Below are 20,852 nucleotides of genomic sequence, written 5' to 3'. Positions count from 1 at the left end.
CGTTAACCGTTAACACTAAAGCGATTAACTCAAATAGAGAAGTTAAATGTTGGTTAACTTAGTGATTAATTTGCCCCAGCCTACCCTATCCGTGAACCAATGCTGACTGAATTTTTGCCCTTCCGATTTGAGGTGGATACTACAGCGATCGCAGGAGCATCTTTGTGGTCTCTAGCCCTATATTTAAGCCTCTCGTCCTTCAGGCAATGGATTATGGAGCAATTGAACCGCTGGTTTAACTTTGCTGAGGGATTCTTTTACATCTCGGCTCAGGAATTTGAACGAACCCGCAAGGTCAGAGAATCTCAAAACGCTTTCTATGCGTCAGTTGTCAGCATTGTGCCTTTTTTAGTCATTGGTGCAGTTTGTAACTACCTCGTGGAAATTAGCCTGGGACACAGTTGGGCAATCAGTATCGGGATTATTGCTTGCATGAGTTGTGGTGTTTATGAATTAGGGCGTCAGTCTGGGAATTGAATTTAGCCAGTGATTGGTCATTCTCGGGCGCGTTCGCGTAGCGTGGCCATTCCCGTAGCGTTGCCCATTCCCGTAGCGTGGCCTTTTGGTCAAGGCCAAGGCCAATCGCATACTCTGACTAACTAATCTGGTATCCTGGTCTTGCTAAGGGCCTCATGATCCTGTTGAGTTTTGACTAGAGTTTCTAGATGAGGCAGATTGGCGGTTGGAGTATCCGCTAATGCTTCAGCAGTACTTTGATTCCCTTGTTGATCCCGTTCCAAAATTCTCAACCAATCTAAAAATTCACTAGTACCTGGTATTTTTTGCCAACTTCTCAATCCCCGCAGTTCTCCAAATTTTTGGATAGCTGCTTCGGATACGCGGGTAATATCAGTTTTAAAATGACTCTGGATAATCTGTTTTAGGGTAGCATTTTCTGGAAATTTAAGGTAGTAAAATAAACAACGACGTAGGAAGGGTTTTGGCAATTATTTTTCTCTATTACTAGTGATAATAATTAACGGTAAAAAATATCTTCGTTCTTCTTTGGTTTTACCTTTTAAAGCATCAAAACGAACATTTATTACTTCTTTAACTTGGAATTGCAATCGCTCTAATCCTAGGAGCAAGTCATTAGGAAAATCCCGATCTGCTTTATCAATTTAATCAATGAGAAGCACCGAAGGAATGTCATTTTGTGATTGCTTAATTGCCTCGCCCAACTCTCCTAGGGTAACATAATTTCTGCGGTACAAAGGTTGGCTGGGATTACCTGCGGTTTGACGTTCCTGAATGTCATACAACCGACTTATGGCATCATAATCATAAAGTAAGTCCTGGGCTCGACTGGTAGAGCGGATGTAGCAGCTGTAGAGGGGATAACCCAGTTCATAGGCAACCGCATAAGCTAATCGCGTTTTCCCGCAGCCTGGGTCACCTTCTAATAATAAAGGACGACGCAGGTAGAGAGCAGTATTAACTGCATCTGCCAAAGCCTTAGAAGCAATGTAAGGTTCTGGCTCTTGCCATGCACCAGGAAGCGGTTTGTAGCGACACTTACCGTCACCTGTGTACTTTCGTCTACTTAAGTCATCCATAGCACCTTATAAAACTGGCTTACTACTGATCATGGCCGGATTATGTATGCGATCGCATTCCATCACTCCAGACCTTACCCATCTTCTGATACTCCCGGCGAGTGCCCTGTAACAAATGTTCCATCATCACTCCACTACCTGCTTCAGCTGCTAGAAAAGCTGCTGCTAGGGCAATATTCTTGATATTCCCTCCACTCAATTTGAACTGTCGTGCCAAAAACTCAAAATCTACATCTGCTGACAAGGGGATTTCTTCAGTCCAAATCCCCTCCCAAATGCGCCGACGACTAGCTTCATCTGGTGAGGGAAAGTGTACTGTAAAGGCTAACCTACGGACAAATGCCTCGTCTAAATTTTGGCGCAAATTTGTGGTCAAAATTGATATCCCCTCATATTCCTCCATCTTCTGCAACAGATACCCAACTTCAATATTGGCGTAGCGGTCATGAGCATCTCGAACTTCAGAGCGTTTGCCAAACAGAGCATCTGCTTCGTCAAACAGAAGGATAGCGTTAGCTGTTTCCGCAGCCATAAAAATGCGGTTGAGATTTTTCTCAGTCTCGCCAATGTACTTACTGACAACTTGGGATAAATCAATTTTGTATAGCTCAAGCTGTAGTTCATTAGCAATCACTTCCGCCGCCATGGTCTTACCTGTGCCTGGTGGACCTGAAAATAGTACATTTAATCCTTTGCCAATGGATAGCTTGCGGTGAAAGCCCCATTTCTCATAGACAATATGACGATACTTGGCTTGATTACAAATTTCTTTGAGCTGAGCGAGTTGATCGGGGGGTAAGATAATGTCTTGCCAACTATACTTAGGGTTAAGTTTGCGAGCTAATTCAGTTAAATTACTACCAGATTGGTCACGAGCCGCTGCTAATAAGTCATTTAGGGTTGGCTTAATTGTACTGTTTAATGGCAATTCTTCAAATTCGGCAGCAGCACGCCACAAAGCCTGATTACAAGCAGTTGTTACTGCTCCTGCTATTTGGGCTGAACTCAAGGTAAAACGATTGGCTAGGGTATCCAAGTCGCGATCGCTAAGTACAATTCCTTTAGTTTCTAAAGTAGCTTGCCAGTAAACGCGCCGTTGATAAAAATCCGGTGTAGCAAAAGGTAAAGTAATCACACCCTGGAGATTGGTAAACTTTGGCACCAACGACTGTGTTCCAGATAAGATCACCACACTTTTTTCCTCAGTTAGTCTGTCAAGTAAGCTTTTATATAACAGATGCTGCTCTTTGGTCTGTAGTGCATCTAAACTTTCCAGACTTTCTAGATAGAGGATAGCATCGTGAAAACATGCTTCACGAAATAGCAATTTTAGCAGTTGGTCAAACTCTTCCTTAATTGCTAAAGCTTGAGCTAAATCCGCAATCAATAACTGCTTGTTGAGTTGAGCGGCAAGGGCGATCGCTCCACGGCGTTTTTCAGTAGAATATAAACCAGAGAAATACAGATGTAGAGGCTGACTAGTATGTTGAGCGTGTTTGACTAGCTTAGGAACTATGTGTTTAATGTCATCCTTAATCGGTAACTTGTCCTCAACAGTAGGACTATCTATCAATTGACACCAAGATTCTAAACGCGGTTCAAGACTCTTTTGTTTTAACAGAGAATGGATAACCTGATCATCTAGCTTGAGATAATAGGATAATATTGGTGGTTTAACCTGATGAGGGTCAGGAATTAAGTGAAGTAAACCATGTTTGATTAACGGTGCGTCAGGAGCAAAATGAACTCGTTGCAACAGCTTGGCTTCAGCAGAGGGACATAGTAAATTTAAGGCTAAATCAATACTAGGTCGCCTGCGAGTCACATCATCCTGGAGATAGGCATACAGACCCTCGTAACTTAAATCAATTTCTGGAGCCAGGGCAATCAGCATTATGTCTAAATCAAATCCAGACAAACCGAAAGTCTGTTTCAGCCAGTTTAATGGTGTATTGTTAGTCTGATCGGACTCAGTTTTTTCTGCATCTACTGCAAACAAAGGTATCCCTGGTTCACGATCTAGGAGTTGCTTGACCTGATCGCGATCAATACGAAGACCTCGATAAGGGTCAGTAGCTGCTTGAGAACCGTAGACAGCTTGTGCTTTTATTACTGCTTGCTCTAGTAGTTTATTTAGTCTTTCTAAGGCTGAGAGTAGATCTTCGAACATGGGGTATACCATTTTCCTTGAAATCGGTATTGGGAATTGAGCGCAGTTTTCGCCTCATCACGGCTAACTTCACAAGATGGGAGGGTGTTGGCGAAGTTGGTAATCTTTGGATATGAGGAAAAAACGCGATTGGCCTACGGCCACGCTAAAAGCGATTGACCTACGGTCACGCGGGGCGCGTTCGCTCTGGATTAGACCAAAGGGTTTGGGAAAACTTAGTATTCATGGTTCATTCATTGTCTCGCGCAGCTCTCGAACTACTTCTAGACTTAATCCTGTTGTTGCGGCGATCGCTTCGTCATCTAGTACAGTGAGTAATTTTTGAGCAATCATGCGTTGTTCTTCTTTTTTCCCTTCCAGCCTACCTTCTTGAAGACCTTCTTGACGACCTTCTTGACGACCTTCTTGAAGACCTTCTTCCCGACCTTCTTCCCGACCAAGAGCAACTGCTCCCTGCTGATCGTAGATAAACATTTCTCGACGTTCCAAATCTTCAAGTTCAGTGGGGGTTAAATTGGCTTGATTGGCAATTTCAAAGGCTCGTTGTAATTCCGGAATATTGTCCATATTTTCGGGGATGGAGGCAAGCGATCGCGCAGATTTGATAAAGTAAATCCATTTATCGGTAATGGTTTCGAGTTCTGGGAGTTCTTTGGTAAACTTTGGTAACTCAACGAACACTAGTTCGATATCGTTTTCGGGATACACCGACCCATCAGATACTTCTCGATAAACGAAACGAGAGGTAAAATGATGGCGATTGGCGAACATTTCAAAATCGGTCAGGGTTAGAGCAATGACTGGTTTGAGCATGCGGTAGCCCTCTCCCTTTTGTAGTTGAAAGGCGTAGGTTTTAGCAGCGTTGAACAATACTCTTTTACCAAAGGATTGCACATTTAAAACTTGCATTTCGATGATGACCAGGGTGCTATCATTCAGTTTAGCTTTGACATCAAGGTAAGTATCTTTTAAGCCCTCAACTTTTGGCGGTAAGTTGGGATTAATGATTTCTAAGTCTTCAATGGTAGAGTTACCGTCATAAATCAAGGCATTGAGAAAACTAATCAGAATGTCTTTACTTTCAGCGGAACCAAATATTTTTTTGAAGGCGTAGTCAGTTTTGGGATTGATAAATCTCATCGTTTTAGCTGTTATCGAGTTGGTCAATGTCTTCGTAAAGCAAGTTAATGGGAAATGCTAGCTCAATGCTGGTAAGTTCAACTTGACAATCCTCTGGGCGATCAGGGCTACTAGGATAATGGTACAGTTCCCATCTCTGGTTTTCGTTTAATCGATAGCATTCTACGCTCATTTGATCGGGATCAATTAAAACATATTCTCGTAATGTTTCAATGTGGCGATAGTGTCTAAATTTTTGGCCACGGTCCAAGGCTTCTGTGGTGCTAGAGAGCACTTCTACAATGAGACAAGGATAACGAATATAATCCCGGGCAGTGCGGTCTCTGTGATCACAGGTAACGGATACGTCTGGATAGTGAAAAGGACCTTGTTCTGTAATCCCAACTTTGGCATCGCTGCTCAAGGTTTTACATTGTTTACCCCGCAGATGGGGTTTGATTAAAGCGACTAGATTTACAGCTACTTGGTTATGGGGGATGGTGCCCCCAGTCATGGCATAGATCTGACCGTCAATATAGCCGTAGCGGGCAAGTTGCTCTGCTTCCCAAGCTAAATAGTCCTGGGGGGACATTTGGGGAGTGTCAAGTTGAGCAATCATGGCAATTTATATCAAAAATCGGCTTATTTTTAATATATAACATTTCTCAATAGGTCATGAACAATGTTGCTAATTTTTCATAACATCAAAAATTATTCGGAGCTCTTTTATACTGTTCCCTGTTCCCAGATACGCTGTTCCCTTTTGATCTCAATCCTATGTTTATCTCTCCAAAAAAAATGCTATATACCCAATCTGATGGAAGAGAGATAACTGTAAACAATCTGCAACGGATTTGTTACAAAAATTCTCAAATTATGTTATAATATAAGTTTATTTGTCTGTTATAATAAAATTGACATGGAGGTTAAACGTTCCATGTTAAGAGCCAGCCTACAGGTTCTCGACAGTCCAAGGCTGGCTCTAGTACCCCTAGAAAAGGATATAGTTTGATTATGTCTTATTCTGAACGCCTTCATCCGTGGGTGATAGTCCGCCTATTGCCTAAAATGCAACGAGTAGTTGTTGCTCGGTTCCGCAAGCGCTCGGATGCGGAAGGTCATTTAAAAGCCCTTAAACGGCTGATGCCTGATGCTCAATTTGTGATTATCTTTGTTCGCGTAGCGTGACCTTTGGTCAATGTAGGAAATAATCCTATGGGTAAAGAATCTTAGCGCTGCACCCAAGGGAGTAGGAAGTAGGAAGTAAGGAGTAACGATGTATTGCTTTTATCCTACTTCCTGCAGAAGTTTTCACCACTTAAGTCCCCAAAACAATTGCCCTCTTTGTTGAGGATAACTACCGATTTGATAGTTGAGAACTGTTTGAGGGTAGATTCAATAGCACTGGTAGCTCTAGCATCATAGCCTACTCCAGGGGAAGGAATGGCACGGCAAAACTTGAGGGTCGCGGTTTCTGCTGCAATAGAGAGGGTAAAATCTTTACCACAGTTGGAGCTACCTTTAAGTTGTAGTGCTTCGGTGAAACCAATTTTAGTTTCTGCTTTGGTCGGACCAATAATCAACTGTTCAATGGCAAAAGTAGCCACTGCACGACTAGTGGTGCTTCTGACTACAGGTTCTACATACCTAAAATCCTGATTACTTTGAGGTTGCTTGGGAAAAAAAACTTTAACGTTTCTTTGCTTAGGAGTAGTTTGAGTTTGGGTAGGAGTTGGGGATGTTTCTACTTCTATTATAGGAGATGGATAGGAAGTGGATGTATCCGGTGGCGGTGTCTCTTGTTCGTTACAAGCATTGAGACTCAAGTATGCCAAGAGTATGCTAGTCAAGAGTATAGTTTTAGATTTGTGTAGATCCATTGCGCACCTCGACGTTATCCTTGTTAAAGTTAATATAGCGTTTTTTATCATAATGAGGTACACAATATTTTTACCTTCTTACCTGTTCCCTGTTCCCTATTCCCTATTCCCTAAAATCTATAAATTGTGTACCTTATAGCACTGACATGCTCCCTACGGGCTGTACCTCACCTATTTGATAAATGCTATATTTATAGCAAAGTAGCTTTCCCGTTGATTATGTATCAAGTTACCCTATCTGTTCCAGAAGAAACCGCAGAGGCTTTAAACCTAACACCAGAACAACTAGGACAAGAATTATGTTTAAGTGCTGCGATGAAACTTTATGAATTAGGTAAACTTTCCTCTGGTGCTGCTGCTCAACTAGCTGGTATTGAGCGAGTAGTTTTTTTATCTAAGTTGAGGGACTATGGTATCAACACTTTCAGATTAACAGAAGCAGAATTAACAGAGGATTTAGGAAATGCCTAATGTGATTGCTGATACCTCACCAATCCAATATCTATATCAAACAAATTTACTGCATTTACTCCCACAACTTTATGGCTCCGTTATTGTACCTCAAATTGACTCTTCCCTCTTCCATCTTCCCTCTTCCTTGCTCCCTGCTCCCTGCTCCCTGCTCCCTGCTCCCTAAAACCCATAAATTTGTACCTCACAAGTCGTAGAATTGCTATATGTCTTAACCCTCAATCCGCAAAATCGCTTCTTTCACCTCCACCTCTGATTCAATAACTGCCATAATTCCTGGTAAATATTCATCCATTGTCATCACGTTAGCATAAACTATTGGTTTAATTAAAGCCAAACTAAGATTGTCCTCTTTTACATCAATGCTGGTTTTGTAGCGGATTTCTCCATCGTCTAAATCGAATTCAAAGTTACCCATAATCATGCCATAGTTGGCGCGGGTGATGAATTCTGTGATAGCTAGGTGCTTGTTTTCTGGAGCCTTAACGGGGCACATTGAATAAAAAACGAATTGTCTTTGTTCTTCTCTGGCTTGGGCGTAGCAAGTCCATTGTCCGTTTTCACCCCGGAATAAAAGACGCAAGGCTGATGTTTCTGGTATATTGACAAATTGCCATTGGTCTGATTCAAAAAAGTTAACTATTGCGGTAAAGATTGATTGGTTTGTGGTGGGATCTTCTTCTGTGTCGGAGAATTTTTCATCAACTAATTCGTTGAAAACGCTGGTAATTCCCTCAAGAAATTCAGAGGTAGCGTTTTGGGTAGCTTCAGCTAAATTGGCTTGGGTCCATTCTTGGAAAAAGTTAACAATTCCTTCTGACAGTTCTTCGCTGGTAGCTTCTGGGTGGTTAATGGTGGAAGGATTAAGGTAGTTCCAGAAGGTGTTATAACCGACTTCACCGTTGGGTTGTTGCTGTTTTACCGATAAGCATAGCCAGCTTTCGGTGTTGAGTAGTTTGTTTGTTAAGGGGTTTTCGGGTTGTTGACAAAGGTGAAGCAGGTAGTTAGCAGCTTCTTCTGCGGTGGAAGCCTTTTCTAATAGCTGTGGCAGTAAATCCGGTTGGAGAGTGGTTTCAATTTGGATGTCACCACTGGGGAGAAAGTTACCACCACTGATGGGTGCCCGTACTTCTGGTTTGAGGTTGAATAGTTTTTCGGTATCGATGCGGTGGTAAAGTTCGGGGGTTACACAGAAGGTAAGACGACATTCGATGATTTTGTCGTTTTGTTTGGTGAGGGATAGGGAAGTTGTGGGAATGGTTAAGGGATTGGAGGAGTCGCTTAAGGTTAAGTCTTTGTCTAAAGGGAAGTTTTCAGTATGGTTACTCATTTTTTTGATAAATTAAAGTAAAGCCAGTTGTGGTTAATGGCAGTCCTGGTTTTAGTTCCAGTACTTTTTTTCGATGTAAATATTGAGGAAATTATCGAATGGAAACCACCAATCAACGTTTAGAGCAATGGCGTGAAACCCTGTCTTGATGCAGTCGCTCATGGGGGAAACCCCCAAGACCGCGCTGCATCGCTAGAAAATATTTTAAAGTATTACGCCAATCTTCCTTACCGCTATGGTGATGTGACAACCTCTGTAATTATCAGTAGCGATTGACCGTAGGTCACGCTACGCGAACGCAATCATTTTATGCTGCTCGATGAAGGCTGGGAAAATCATCGCCGTGTATATGGTACCATTGTTCATGCTCAAATCCGCGATGGTAAAATCTGGATTCACTACGACGGTATTGAAGATGGTATCACGGATGAATTGGTTGCTTCAGGAGTACCGAAGGATAGGATTGTTCTTGCTTTTCATCCCCCCGAGATTCGTGAACATACTGGGTATGCGGTGGCATAGTGTTTGCTGATAAGTTCTATGACAGTCAATTTACCTCTAAAATTATAAAAAATGCCGATGAATTTACTCTAATTCACTGCAAAGTCAGTATATTGACGTACAGCAGGTTCTTGAAATGCTAGTACAATATCAGTTTTTGGTACTCCCAATTTAACAAGTTCGTTGGCAAAACCAATTTCAGTTCCATCATGATGTATCCAAATTTTCCTATTCTTGATACTCATATGTAGAACACAACCATACATTGGTTGGCGATTCTTCCAACCAGTATAGACAACTTGGTAATGGTCGTGGTCTGAGTCAAATATTAAGGCAGCTTCAACATCTTGATCAGATGGACTTTTACTGGCATAATCACTCAGAAGTTGTTTAATGTATTGGCGATACTGGATTATTTTTTCCATTCTAAAATCACCTCTTCAGATAAGCAATCTATGCAAATCTTGATACGAAACTATTATACAATAATCGACTTCTTTGAGAGTTATAAGTTATTCTGGGTTAGGTTAGCGATTGACCGTAGGTCACGCGGGGCACGATCGCAACCATTTTATGCTGCTCCATGAAGGCTGGGAAAATCATCGCCGTGTATATTGCTAGGGATGAGGAAGAAACGCGATCGCTCTGGGTTAGACCAGAGGATTTTTGAAAAATTGTGATTCATAAATATCAGGATAAGAGGCTGATATTATTATGAATTTAAGACTTTATTATATATAGAACCAGTAGTTTGATAGTACTCAACTATATTCTCAATTTGAAAATTTTGCTCTTCTATTTTTCCTCCAAGGGATAAAGGCTGCTTAATGGCAATTATTTCAAAAAAATCGAGATAGTTTTTATTTTTTTCTTGCCAGCTTTCATACAGAATATTATATAGAAAACCTGGTACTCTTCCTTGAGGCAACCAATTACCAATCAGATTTATAAAACCCAGTCCATCATACTTACGATAGCTAATATTCCATGGATCAAACAAACCAATTGGGGCATTAATTCCCTTAGTTTTTGGGTCTTCCATTATCAATAGAAAACCATAAGCGTTTTTACCAATAACTATTCTGTTTAATTCAGAATCCAACAAGAAGCTCCATGCATCTATACAAGGAGATAAATATTCTAGCTTTTCTCCAAATAAATATAAAAACCTATTCATAAACCATCCAGAGCCAATCTCCTCTTGCACTTCTTCCCAAACTTTTTGCGCAATGCGCTTAGAAAAATCTATCCCTGATACTTCAGGTAAGTCTGGGCGACCAATTCCTTGAATGAAAGCTTCTCCAACTGATGACATATTTTCTGCCTACCTAATTACTCTCTACTGAGTTCCACATTCATTCTCCAAATAGACCATCCTTGAGATTGATAGTTGCTTCTAATATAATCTTCCAGAGCATCTATTTTGGTTCTCCAAAGTGAACCTATTCCAGAATTGATTCGGGATGATCCGACATATCTTCGGAGCTGTTGAAGATAATTCTGCCAAGCCTCATCACTATCATTTTCTGAAGGTCTAGGAACAATGTTTACATTCGGGATTGTGCCAAATCCTCCTGCTATTTGATCAGCATTGTGCAGAACAGCAGCTCTCTTAAAAATAAGTTTCCAATCATCTGTTTCACTCCTAAGTTGTTGTAATAGGGCTGCAATTCCTTCTCTATTTTGCCTGCGCCAAGCTCGTTCATTACCAAATCGATTAGTTACTAACTTTAACTTATTAAAATTGGGGATGTATTCTGGATTTTCAAGTGCTCTTTCTACCTCATCGGCAGCTTGCTGGAACCTTGGCTTTCGTCCTCTTGCGGTTTCTTGAGCTGCTAAAGCACGTTCACGGAGTTCTCTTAAAACAGTTTCTCTTTCATCACTGTCAATTTGCTCAATTTGATTTTGATTGAGAGAATAAGCATTCCTGTTAACAATCCACTGATCCAGTGTTATGGCATTGAGACCAATTTCCTGTTCGTGTAGCTGTCTATCGTATTCAGCAATGATTGTTGGGTGATTTCCCATTTGTTGATTAAAGCCAACTCGGTACCTCTGAATCGGCTCAAGACTCAACAGTCTTGAGAGGGAAGGAGCTTTCATGGCAGGTCCAAACCTGGATAATTGCTGACTAATTGTTCTTGCATGGGAATTAAGTAATTCGAGTGAGCTAGAGGCAACTCTTCCGTCATTAATATGCACAGATCTTATTTCATCAAGTTGAGGATCAATATTATCTGCAATGGATTCGGCTAAAATGGTGCCATGATTATGAATGGCATTTCCAAGCGGACCTGAGATAATACTGACAAATAAAGATGTAATTTCACTATTTTTGACAAATACATCAAGATTCCCTCGGTTGCCTGGTCTTATAGACAGTCGATCAGTACCTCCTTCAAGTTGAATCGTTTCCTCAATCGGTTGGAATGGAATGCCACCTTCAAAGATGTCAAACAATTCACCTAGTTCAGGCGTGATACTTCTTTCCGCTGCTTCTACCTCATTGTCTTGTTGCTGTGCTTGCGCTGTTGTGTTTTCATTGGGGGTTCGTTGCGCTTGACTAATTGCCTGGTTAGCCTCTTCTCCCTCTTTTACAACAATATTGTACTGGCTTCTAACTGTAGCAATCAGGGCACTAGCTTGTTGCTGTTGTGGAGATGCAAGCGTTGAGAGAGAGCTTTCCCATTCAGTTAGCTTACTAGAGAGAGGTAGCGGTCTACTACTTGCCACCATCAATTCCACTTCAGACCCACTAACAGAAACATAAATACGATGGTTCTCGTTGCCACCTGTAAAATTGATAGTTTCACCCACAACAACATCGCTGAGCTGTCCATCTGGTCCTACCTGATCATCCTCTTCACCCCCAATCCCCAAACTCCTCAACAACGCCCTCGCCCTTTCCGCCAACCAAGCAATCACCCGTTCCAGAATACCCTCAACCCACTCTTGGAAACCGCGAATCGTATCCGCAATACGATCTGGCAAATTACCTAAATTAACTAAACCGGCAAAGAAATCAATGACGGGAACCACCAACCTTGCTAGTGCCTGCTCAACCGCATTTGCCATACCGCTAACATTACCAGCAATAATATCCGCCATACCATTAACCACAGTTTCCACCAGGCTAAAGATGCGAGCTGCATTTTCAAAAATCCACTTAAGTACCTTATAAATTACTTCTATCGCCTGAACAATTGCTCCCACGGGGTTAAACATAGCCAGCACCCGAACACTCACCTGGGCAATCAAGGTTTCCTGCAAGAAATCAATTGCTGATTGCATTACCATGTCCAGGATATTCTGGGGATCTAACTGTTCTTTAATCATCTCAAAAATTCCCTGGGGACCCATGGTAATTAAGTCAGCGATGAGTTCATAGGCTTGTTCAATTAAGGCGATATTTTCCTCCCCAATGTGCCGAGCCAGTAAGCCCCGAATTCGCTCCCAGGTAATACCCATTAATTCCAAGAAGAAGGTAATAACACTCGATAGGGAAAAATCAGAGGGAATTTGCACTCCCACAGCTCCTAAACCAGAAAATAGCCATTCTAGTAAGCCATCGAGCAGGTAGCTACCAATTTTGTCGAAGAACTGAGCAAATCCCTGACCAATGGCTGCCAGTAAATTCTCGGCAAATCCCAAGGGATTTTCAGCAATATCGTCAATCACATCTCCAATGCGGTTTACCACTGCCCAGAAAGCAGAGGCTGCAATGCCCACTAATGCTAACAATCCCTCAATAATAAACTTAGCGGGATCTTCCAGGAATTGGTTAACCGCATTAACAACGCGCCCAATTAACCCTCCAGCAGCTTCACGCAACTCGTGAATTTCTTGGCGCACCTCTTGTACGGATTGAGCTGCACGGTTAGCCAGGTCACTGTTAAAGTTATCGCGGGTTGACATTACTTGCTGATGCAAGCCGTCGAGTTGAGCATTAAACCTTTCCTGTTCCGATGCTGCCCATTCCTGTAGTTCTGCTGGCAGATTGGTAAAGAGATTATTAATCTCCTGACGGGCTTGATCTATGATTGCTTCGCAGGTAGCAATTACCCCATTTACCTCTGCCGAAATTTCCCGGATCAGGTTACAAACCCCATCACCAAAAGCCTGTTCCGCTTTGTCGTATTCCTCCGTTACCCAGTCAGGTAAACCGGTAAAATAATCCACCACTGCCAGCACCGTACTTTCGTGACGCTCATCGACCCAGCGTTTTACCCGAGATAGACTTTGCCGGAACTGCTCAGAAAGAACTGCTGCTCCGGTTTCCCATCGATTCATGGCTGTTTGAGATAGGGGCGTGAGGAGGGTATTAACTTGGTTTTGGGCATGGGCAAAAATTCCTTGAGCTTGGGCACTTATTTGGGTGCGCATTTGCTCTTCGGAACCCACCATTTCTGTCTGTTGGCTATGTACTCCGCCGACGGTGGATGCACGGGAGGTAGCTAGGGCATTAAGTGCTGCTTCCTGCAAAGCTGCCATATCAGAACTGGCATTGGCTAAAGCTTCTTGTTGCTCGGCAAGAACCTCTGCTGGATCTCGCTGGGCTGTTTCCTGAAGTTCTCCCTGAGCTGCCCTCGCTTCTGCAATGGGACCTGTTTCCACTAACTGGGCAGCTTCCGTATTCATCCCCGCTTCTTCCATGCGAGTGCTACTGGCAGCAACATCTGCATCTAGGGACACTGCTTCTGGGGTTACGGGGTCAGGAACAGCAGCTTCGGCATTGATTTCTGGGGTTTCTACGGTTTCCGGGGGAACTTCCAGTGCTTGGGGTTGCTGTTGGGCAGTGCCTTCTGGTTGTTGGTCTAGTTGGTCATAACTACTTTCGACTTGCTCTATGTTACTTTGAATGGATTGATTCAGTTCACCCCCTGCTTCCTGGGCAGCTTCTGTGGGGTCAGCATCCACGAGGGATTCTTCATCGGGGGGACGCTTACTGCGAATTATCTGATAAATTCTCTGACACAGAGCTTCAATTTCAGGACTGGGCTGGGGTCGTTCGCCGAGGGCTTCCACCAAAGCTTCCCCTGCACGGGCACTGGTTTCTTCCTCTGGTTCTGTTACTGCACTACGGGCACTGGCAACGTTAGCTTCTGCACTGGGAAGTTCAGATTCTGTGGCAGCAGCCGTAGCAGCATTGCTTTGAACTTGTGCGAGGCGGTTTTGAGCTTCTGGGGAAAGTTCCGAAGGAGGTTCGGGCATGAGCAATTCCACACCAACACTTCCTGTTTCCCCTGCAGGTTGGGGAGTTACTGATTCTGGGGGAGCTTCTGCGGAAACTGATGCTGTGGTCTGTTCAGTTATTGCTGGTGGGGCAGCAGTTGCTTCTGGGGATGTGGCGGTAACAGTAACTTCGGGAGGTTGGGTTGTGGTAGTTGGGGGTGGTACTGATGTGGGGGAGGAAGGTGCTGGGGCTGGGGCTGTGGGTGAAATGGTTGCGGTTTCACTGTCATTCATACCCTCACGACCCTGAATAGAGCTCCCGGCAACACTAGGCTGTTGCTGAATCGTGTGGGTAAGTTCGTGGGCTAAGAGGGTTTTCCCTTTAGTGGTATGGGGTTCGTAGTAACCGGAACCGAAAAAGATATCTTGACCGGTGGTGAAAGCCTGGGCATTTAATTCTTGGGCTGCTGATGCTGCTATCGAGTCTGTATGGACTTTTACTCCGCTAAAATCATTACCAAAGCGGGATGCCATGAAACTGCGGGTATTCTCCGGTAGAGGTTGACCCGTTCCCCGTCGGGATTGGATTTTGGTTTCTAAATTAGGGGATACTGTTGGGGTTTGACCAGGATTTGCTTTAGTTTGTATTTCCTCTTCCTCGGATTGTAACTGTAGCCCATAGGGCTTAGTTTGTATTTCTTCTTCCTGGGATTGTAACTGTAGCGCTATGGGCTTAGTTTGTATTTCCTCTTCCTGGGATTGTAACTGTAGCGCTATGGGCTTAGTTTGTATTTCCTCTTCCTGGGATTGTAACTGTAGCGCTATCGGCTTAGTTTGAATTTCTTCTTCGTCCGATTGTAACTGTAGCCCTATCGGCTTAGTTTGAATTTCCTCTTCCTCGGATTGTAACTGTAGCGCTATCGGCTTAGTTTGAACCTCCTCTTCCTCCATGGAATTTTGCACTGAGGGTGCTGGCATGCGCATTACTTGGGCTGCAACACTGTCTGCCTCCTTCTCGTACACATCATCTGGTTCCCCCACTTGCATTTTTGTCTGGATCAGACGATTGACCGCTTGGTTTCCCAGTTTTCGTTGGAGTTGCAGCATCGGGTGAACCGGACTATGGGTACCCAAGGGGGTTGGCTTGGCTTGAACGGTTTTTCCCTTTGGGGTTGTTTGGTTGTTTTTAGTTTGGCTTGCCCGTTGATATCCCATATGGTTCACCTTTTTCTTGGGTATTACTGCTAATATCCTTGCTTGATCATAACGTCTTTAAGCTTTAAAGTATTAGCTTGAATTTTCTTGATCAGGAAAATCTGAGTCAGGAACAGCGATAGGAAAATCTACTCGCATTTCTACAAATTTCCCCTTTCTAACCCTGAAATTCTAAATTCTAGACCCAAAATTAGCCCTTCTAGACGTTCGACCTGAGAAGCTTGATTCACTGCATTCCTAGTCTCATCATCCAATTTATCCATACTAATACTGTTATCAGCAATTTTTTGATTGGTCACGGAGTTATCGGCTAATTTCGCATTACCGACAGAACCGTTTTGAATCTTGGCAGCGTTGACCGCATCATTGGCAATTTTGGCATTGGTCACGGAGTTATTAGCTAATTCGGCATTACCTACAGAACCATCCCCTTCAAATTTAGTGGCCTTAACAGTTCCAGCCACCTCTAATTTTTGACTAGGATTATTTGTGCCAATGCCGACATTGCCGTTGAGGAATGTAAAATTAGCTTGGTTTTCTACCCTAAATCTAAACTCTTTGTGTTGACCAAAATCTCCAGCCTGAATATACCCGTAGCGAACCGTATCACCCCCTGATTTATTGTGATACCAGTTAACGAAAGGAGGCTCTGGATTCTTACTCGCAAAGGTTGCCATATTGCTATTCCGAGCACCACTTTGGGCAAGTGATAGATATTTTGCCTGAATAGTTCCTGTGGCATTTAGTTCACTGGTAGTAAGGGAACCACCCACAGTTAGATTATTCTCTACGGTTAGGGAACCTGTGACCCGATCTGTGACACTTAATTGAGCAGTAGCGATCGCATTACTAACACTGAGACTCCCATCCACTGTCAGAGCACCAGTGGTATGTAAAGCATCATCTATCCTAAGCGCCCCTGAGGAGTGTCCCGAGCGCAGCACTCCGGTAATTTTCACTTCATCATTATCAGCATCCCCCAAGGAGACATTTCCGGCAATATGCTCGGTATCACGGGCAATCACATCTCCCTGTACTTCCAGGTTTCCAGCAATGGTTAGGGAACCATCGATGGTTGAGTCTCCTACCCCCTCAAATTTAGTGGCCTTAACAGTTCCAGCCACCTCTAATTTTTGACTAGGATTATTTGTCCCAATGCCGACATTGCCAGCATTATAGTAAATCCTGTTACTACCACCATCAGACCACTTTGTGCCACCAGCGCTAATACCAGTTAAACCAGAACCATCCCCTTCAAACCTAGTGGCTTGGACAGTTCCATCTACCTCTAATTTTGTACTAGGATTTGTTGTCCCAATGCCAACATTACCAGAAGTAGGATGAACTGTTAACCCATCCCGCGAAAGCATATCAGAAACACTAGGAAGCCAGCTATCATTATCTAAATTGGCTAGGTATGGTAAGGCTAGATATACTTCAAAAGATCCGTCAGCGTCGTCACCCGCTATACCCATAGAAAAACTCTGACCACCCAACCTCGTTACCTCAGATGTGGGAATTACGCCATCTACTCGATACCAACCATCTGGAGCATTATCACTTTGTTCCTTGGTAATTATCAATCCACTATTAGGCTTTCCGTTACCCCACCCAGCAAGTTCGCCAAATCCCACTTGTTTACCGGAAGAAATCTTGAGCCAAGCTTTGAGATGTACGTACTTTTTGGTTAAAAAATTACCTCGGGACTCAAAGGGAAAAAGTATCATGGTATGTTGTCCTGAATTATCCCCAGTAATTTTCAAAATCTTACCGTCAGGAAAACTAGCCCAACCATCAGCTAAACCACCTCTTTTTATTCGCGCACCTTTGTTAAATATGCCAAACCAATAAGGATTTTCTTCGGTTGCATCATCTACACTATCGGCAGCATTGGGTGGTTTTTCGCCTACATAGGGTCCTTCAAACCCTTTCGTGAAAGGGTGGGCTGCTTCTAAAGTAACATTCCCATCGATTCTGTACCCAGCAGGCTTGTTGCCATCGAGTATATTCATGTAGGAATTTCTGATTAGATTAGGCGGCATTGATGACCCCCTAATCATGCCAGAGGTTGTAATCTTGCCATTGACAGTGAGGTTGTCTTCGATAGTCAGCGACTTTGCCTTAACAGCTCCATCCACCTCTAATTTTTCAATAGGATTATTTGTCCCAATGCCGACATTGCCAGCATTATAGTAAATCTTGTTACTACCACCATCAGACCACTTTCCAGCACTAATACCAGTTAAAGCCGAACCATCCCCTTCAAAGTTAGTGGCCTTGACAGTTCCAGCCACCTCTAATTTTTCACTAGGATTGGTTGTCCCAATACCGACATTACCATCCACTGTCAGAGCACCAGTGGTATGTAAAGCATCATCCACCCTCAGTGCCCCAGATGAATGCCCTGAGCGAATTACCCCTGTAACTTTGACTTCATCATTATCCGCATCCCCCAAGGACACATTCCCTTTTACTTCCAGCAAACCATTCACTGTCAGGGAACCATCGATGGTTGAGTCTCCTGTCAGGTTTAAGTTGGTGGCCTTAACAGTTCCAGCCACCTCTAATTTTTCAGTAGGATTATTTGTGCCAATACCGACATTGCCGTTTGGCTGTAACCTCATTATTTCTTGACCATCTGCAGCACCGCCGGTCGCTGCAAAAATGAATCTGAATACATCATTGGTATTATCTCCCCATGCCAGTACAGAATCTTTGCGATCTGCCCCTTCATCTTTCAATCCTAGAAATACATTGTCACTATCCCAAGCAACTTGTAGTCCTGTTGTCATCCAGGGGCGATTACCACCTCCTAATCCATCTCCAACTTGCAAAAGGGATTGTGGATTAGTTGTCCCAATACCCACATTGCCATTGGGGTCAATCGTCATACGGTGTTGATAGTTAGTAGCAAAGGTTAATGGGTGGTTCGATTCCGTTCCAATTACGCCTCTGGCTCCATTCCAATCATCATGACTAAAAACACTGGTTACTACCCCACCACCAGACCTGACATTTAACCGAGCATGCTGTGAACCTAAGATGTCTAAAACTTTGTGCCAATCCTGAGGATTATGAATAGAGGTTGTGCCAATGCCTACATTGCCATCCACTGTCAGAGCACCAGTGGTATGTAACGCATCATCCACCCTCAGCGCCCCAGATGAATGCTCTGAGCGAATTACCCCTGCAATTATCACTTGATCATTATCACCATTCCCCAAGGACACATTCCCAGGCATATGCTCGGTATCACGGGCAATCACATCCCCCTGTACTTCCAGGTTTCCAGCAACGGTTAGGGAACCATCGATGGTTGAGTCTCCTGTCAGGTTTAAGTTGGTGGCCTTAACAGTTCCAGCCACCTCTAATTTTTCACTAGGATTATTTGTCCCAATACCTACATTGCTGTTTCCTTTAATAACAAGGGCAGTTTCTACAACTCCATCGTCACCCGTATTAACAAAAGCAATCCCTCCATCAGGATTAGGGTGATTAAGATCTCTTTGTTCAATCACTAAAGCATCTTGATTAGCCCCAAAGAAATTGTAGTCGTATCTGACTCGAAAAGCATCTGCAGTAGATAACTTAGCACCAGCAAGCTTGCGTACAGAATTATCCACTGCACTAACCTTACCGTTGTTGTCTAGGGTCACCCGTGCCAACAGAATCTCTTTATCATCCCTAGGGTCACTATCCGCATTTTTTAAATCTACATTACCGTCTTGGAGATTGTCTTGACTTGTGTTACTCCCGTAAATGACAAACTTGGGACGTTCAGTGGTGCGAGTGTATTTGATCTCGCTACCTACTCGGTAACCCTTGTCCTTAATTTCCCGATACATGACGGTAATTTCAATAGTTGTCTTGAGTGGTAATCCATCTAAGTTAATCGTGTTAATCGTGTCCGGTACTGTACAATTTGGTAAAACAATAATTTCTTGACCATCTTTATCAATGGCCATACCCTTACTAACGGCAATTTTTTTATCCCCGGCTTTAGTTACTTCTAATCCTTCCACCACACCCCATTCATGGAGTAAACGATTGTGACGCAGGCGCATGTCACGATGGTAGGCTTGCTCATCCTTAAAATCTTCTTCTACTAGAAACTGGGAAGTAAAGTAATTGGGACGTTGAATATTTTTCATTATGGTTATTATAGTAGTTTGAAATTGGGTCTGGGAAAAATTATTGGTTTTAGGGAGCAGGGAATAGGGAATAGGGAACAGGGAGCAGGGAGCAGGGAGCAGGGAGCAGGGAGCAGGGAGCAGGGAGCAGAGAAGAGGGAAGAGGTAAATTTTTTTTGTACCTCATAACTATGAGAAACGCTATAATCTTTTCTCCGAATAACTAAAAGGGAATATCATCTAAATCTTGTTGATGACTAGGGCTACCAGAGGTTGGGTTTTGAGGAGATGAAGACCCAAAAGAAGACTCAAAACTTTGCTCAGTATTTTGTTCAGTGCTGGTATAAGCAAAATCTTGTTCGGTATTGTTGGGATAAGAAACTGATGACGACATCCGATGTTGATCCATCGATACAACCTTATCATAGGTTTGGGGAGAGGATGGTTCTGGGGTACGCTGGAAAGTTCTATCCGATGCCATGACTTGTGGCTCGAAGTGATCATCTGTTCCCAATTTGTGAATCCGGGAAACAGTCAATTCTGCCCGTTTTTCCTTGAATCCTTCTGGTCGCTCAATCACATTCATCCTTAAGCTACCTTCAATCACCACGCGATCGCCTGTGGAATAGTTTGTTTTAATTTCATTAGCCAAATATTCCCCCCAACCTACCACTTTTAAGGTTGATGGGGATTCCTCAGCCTTGAGACCGGAGAATTGTACTAGCATCTGAGTCAGCGGTGTCTGATTCTCTGAGGTGTAACGCAGTTCTGGATCTTGAATAATTTGTGCCATTAAAATGCAGCTGTTCATCTCGTATCTCCCTTGTCCTTTCAGTGTTGACTCTTCATTATAGAACAAGCGTACCAATACTTTTGGCTTTTCTTTTATTGAACTTAACCTACCAACAATTAACTACCAACAACGGCATAGCGGTGACTTTCCTGAAGTCTACAAACTCTCTGAGGAAAGCCACCGCTATGCCTGTTAACGTAAGCATTCAGCCGTCAGCTAAAGGCCTGTGGCCACGCTACGCGAACAGCCGTCAGCTTATTTTATTCAAAAGCTGTTCGGTGTAGCTTGCGCTATGGGCATAAACTGTTCCCGTAGCGTGACCACAGGCCTTGGCCAAAGGCCACGCTACGCGAATGGCTGATAGCTGATACCACCTCAAGTAGCGATGCGGCGCGGTCTTGGGGGAAACCCCCACTCGCGCTTTGCATCAAGACAGCGTGCCCGTAGCGCATTAGCTGATAGCTGTTCGCGTAGCGTGCGCGTAGCGCTAATCGCTGTTCGCTGATAGCTTA

18 protein-coding genes and 1 pseudogene are annotated in these 20,852 nt (G+C 43.4%); 6 read left to right on the top strand and 13 right to left on the bottom strand.

All coding sequences use genetic code 11. The annotated features are described in order from the left end of the window. The first annotated feature begins 99 nt into the window (after positions 1 to 99). Positions 100 to 477 (top strand): hypothetical protein, encoded by a 378-nt coding sequence (locus BJP37_RS12865; RefSeq protein ID WP_070392012.1) that lies wholly within the window; start codon positions 100 to 102, stop codon positions 475 to 477. Between the two features lie 122 nt (positions 478 to 599). On the opposite strand, the gene BJP37_RS42475 is transcribed toward BJP37_RS12865, so the two are convergent. The 5 genes from BJP37_RS42475 to BJP37_RS12845 form a co-directional block, all read right to left on the bottom strand. After that, entirely contained in the window at positions 600 to 947 is a 348-nt protein-coding gene (locus BJP37_RS42475) for a MoxR family ATPase (protein WP_229415292.1), read from the bottom strand. 174 nt (positions 948 to 1,121) lie between these two features. Further along, entirely contained in the window at positions 1,122 to 1,556 is a 435-nt protein-coding gene (locus tag BJP37_RS42470) for an AAA family ATPase (protein ID WP_229415291.1), read from the bottom strand. Positions 1,557 to 1,596: 40 nt separating this feature from the next. Further along, positions 1,597 to 3,726 carry an ATP-binding protein gene (locus BJP37_RS12855; protein ID WP_081431165.1) on the bottom strand — a complete coding sequence of 710 codons (2,130 nt, stop codon included), beginning with the start codon at positions 3,724 to 3,726 and terminating at the stop codon, positions 1,597 to 1,599. Positions 3,727 to 3,948: 222 nt separating this feature from the next. Further along, complete coding sequence (locus tag BJP37_RS12850) at positions 3,949 to 4,866, bottom strand: Rpn family recombination-promoting nuclease/putative transposase (RefSeq protein WP_075899293.1); 918 nt, start codon at positions 4,864 to 4,866, stop codon at positions 3,949 to 3,951. A 4-nt stretch (positions 4,867 to 4,870) separates the two neighbouring features. Beyond that, positions 4,871 to 5,464 carry a Uma2 family endonuclease gene (locus BJP37_RS12845; protein ID WP_075899291.1) on the bottom strand — a complete coding sequence of 198 codons (594 nt, stop codon included), beginning with the start codon at positions 5,462 to 5,464 and terminating at the stop codon, positions 4,871 to 4,873. A 395-nt stretch (positions 5,465 to 5,859) separates the two neighbouring features. Here BJP37_RS12845 and BJP37_RS41005 point away from each other — a divergent pair, with 395 nt between their 5' ends. Beyond that, positions 5,860 to 6,033 (top strand): hypothetical protein, encoded by a 174-nt coding sequence (locus BJP37_RS41005; RefSeq protein ID WP_198954025.1) that lies wholly within the window; start codon positions 5,860 to 5,862, stop codon positions 6,031 to 6,033. A 104-nt stretch (positions 6,034 to 6,137) separates the two neighbouring features. Here the strand turns inward: BJP37_RS41005 and BJP37_RS12840 are convergent, their stop codons facing one another. Then, on the bottom strand, positions 6,138 to 6,725 hold the full coding sequence (locus tag BJP37_RS12840) for a GerMN domain-containing protein (protein ID WP_075899289.1): 588 nt from the start codon (positions 6,723 to 6,725) through the stop codon (positions 6,138 to 6,140). A gap of 219 nt (positions 6,726 to 6,944) precedes the next feature. Between BJP37_RS12840 and BJP37_RS12835 the strand changes: the two genes are divergently transcribed. Beyond that, positions 6,945 to 7,196, top strand: coding sequence for a UPF0175 family protein (locus tag BJP37_RS12835; RefSeq protein WP_075899287.1), 252 nt, complete (start codon positions 6,945 to 6,947; stop codon positions 7,194 to 7,196). Then, positions 7,189 to 7,362, top strand: coding sequence for a PIN domain-containing protein (locus BJP37_RS41000; protein ID WP_198954024.1), 174 nt, complete (start codon positions 7,189 to 7,191; stop codon positions 7,360 to 7,362). The genes BJP37_RS12835 and BJP37_RS41000 overlap by 8 nt, the downstream gene beginning before the upstream one ends. A 45-nt stretch (positions 7,363 to 7,407) precedes the next feature. Here BJP37_RS41000 and BJP37_RS12825 read toward each other — a convergent pair whose 3' ends face one another. Then, positions 7,408 to 8,526 (bottom strand): type III secretion system chaperone family protein, encoded by a 1,119-nt coding sequence (locus BJP37_RS12825; RefSeq protein WP_075899285.1) that lies wholly within the window; start codon positions 8,524 to 8,526, stop codon positions 7,408 to 7,410. A 132-nt stretch (positions 8,527 to 8,658) separates the two neighbouring features. Between BJP37_RS12825 and BJP37_RS44985 the strand changes: the two are divergent. After that, a pseudogene (locus BJP37_RS44985) lies at positions 8,659 to 9,048 on the top strand (XisI protein). Positions 9,049 to 9,116: 68 nt separating this feature from the next. Here the strand turns inward: BJP37_RS44985 and BJP37_RS12815 are convergent. The 5 genes from BJP37_RS12815 to BJP37_RS12790 all read right to left on the bottom strand — a co-directional run bounded on the left by BJP37_RS12815 (position 9,117) and on the right by BJP37_RS12790 (position 20,358). Beyond that, on the bottom strand, positions 9,117 to 9,452 hold the full coding sequence (locus BJP37_RS12815; RefSeq protein WP_075899283.1) for a XisI protein: 336 nt from the start codon (positions 9,450 to 9,452) through the stop codon (positions 9,117 to 9,119). 287 nt (positions 9,453 to 9,739) lie between these two features. Further along, positions 9,740 to 10,342 (bottom strand): hypothetical protein, encoded by a 603-nt coding sequence (locus tag BJP37_RS12810; RefSeq protein WP_075899281.1) that lies wholly within the window; start codon positions 10,340 to 10,342, stop codon positions 9,740 to 9,742. Positions 10,343 to 10,359: 17 nt separating this feature from the next. After that, positions 10,360 to 15,417: an eCIS core domain-containing protein gene (locus tag BJP37_RS12805; RefSeq protein ID WP_075899279.1), complete on the bottom strand. Its 5,058-nt coding sequence runs from the start codon at positions 15,415 to 15,417 to the stop codon at positions 10,360 to 10,362. A gap of 140 nt (positions 15,418 to 15,557) precedes the next feature. After that, positions 15,558 to 19,568, bottom strand: a complete 4,011-nt coding sequence (locus BJP37_RS12800) for an autotransporter outer membrane beta-barrel domain-containing protein (RefSeq protein ID WP_075899277.1) — start codon at positions 19,566 to 19,568, stop codon at positions 15,558 to 15,560. Between the two features lie 202 nt (positions 19,569 to 19,770). Beyond that, entirely contained in the window at positions 19,771 to 20,358 is a 588-nt protein-coding gene (locus BJP37_RS12790) for a single-stranded DNA-binding protein (RefSeq protein ID WP_075899273.1), read from the bottom strand. 62 nt (positions 20,359 to 20,420) lie between these two features. Here BJP37_RS12790 and BJP37_RS36415 point away from each other — a divergent pair, with 62 nt between their 5' ends. Further along, positions 20,421 to 20,624, top strand: coding sequence for a hypothetical protein (locus BJP37_RS36415; RefSeq protein ID WP_143727594.1), 204 nt, complete (start codon positions 20,421 to 20,423; stop codon positions 20,622 to 20,624). Between the two features lie 6 nt (positions 20,625 to 20,630). Here the strand turns inward: BJP37_RS36415 and BJP37_RS39100 are convergent, their stop codons facing one another. Continuing rightward, entirely contained in the window at positions 20,631 to 20,792 is a 162-nt protein-coding gene (locus tag BJP37_RS39100) for a hypothetical protein (RefSeq protein WP_158069560.1), read from the bottom strand. Positions 20,793 to 20,852 lie beyond the last annotated feature (60 nt).

This window comes from Moorena bouillonii PNG (assembly GCF_001942495.1).
GTDB lineage: Bacteria > Cyanobacteriota > Cyanobacteriia > Cyanobacteriales > Coleofasciculaceae > Moorena > Moorena bouillonii.
The sequence above is the reverse complement of the archived record's forward strand: the minus strand, read 5'-3'. Positions and strand labels throughout refer to the sequence as shown.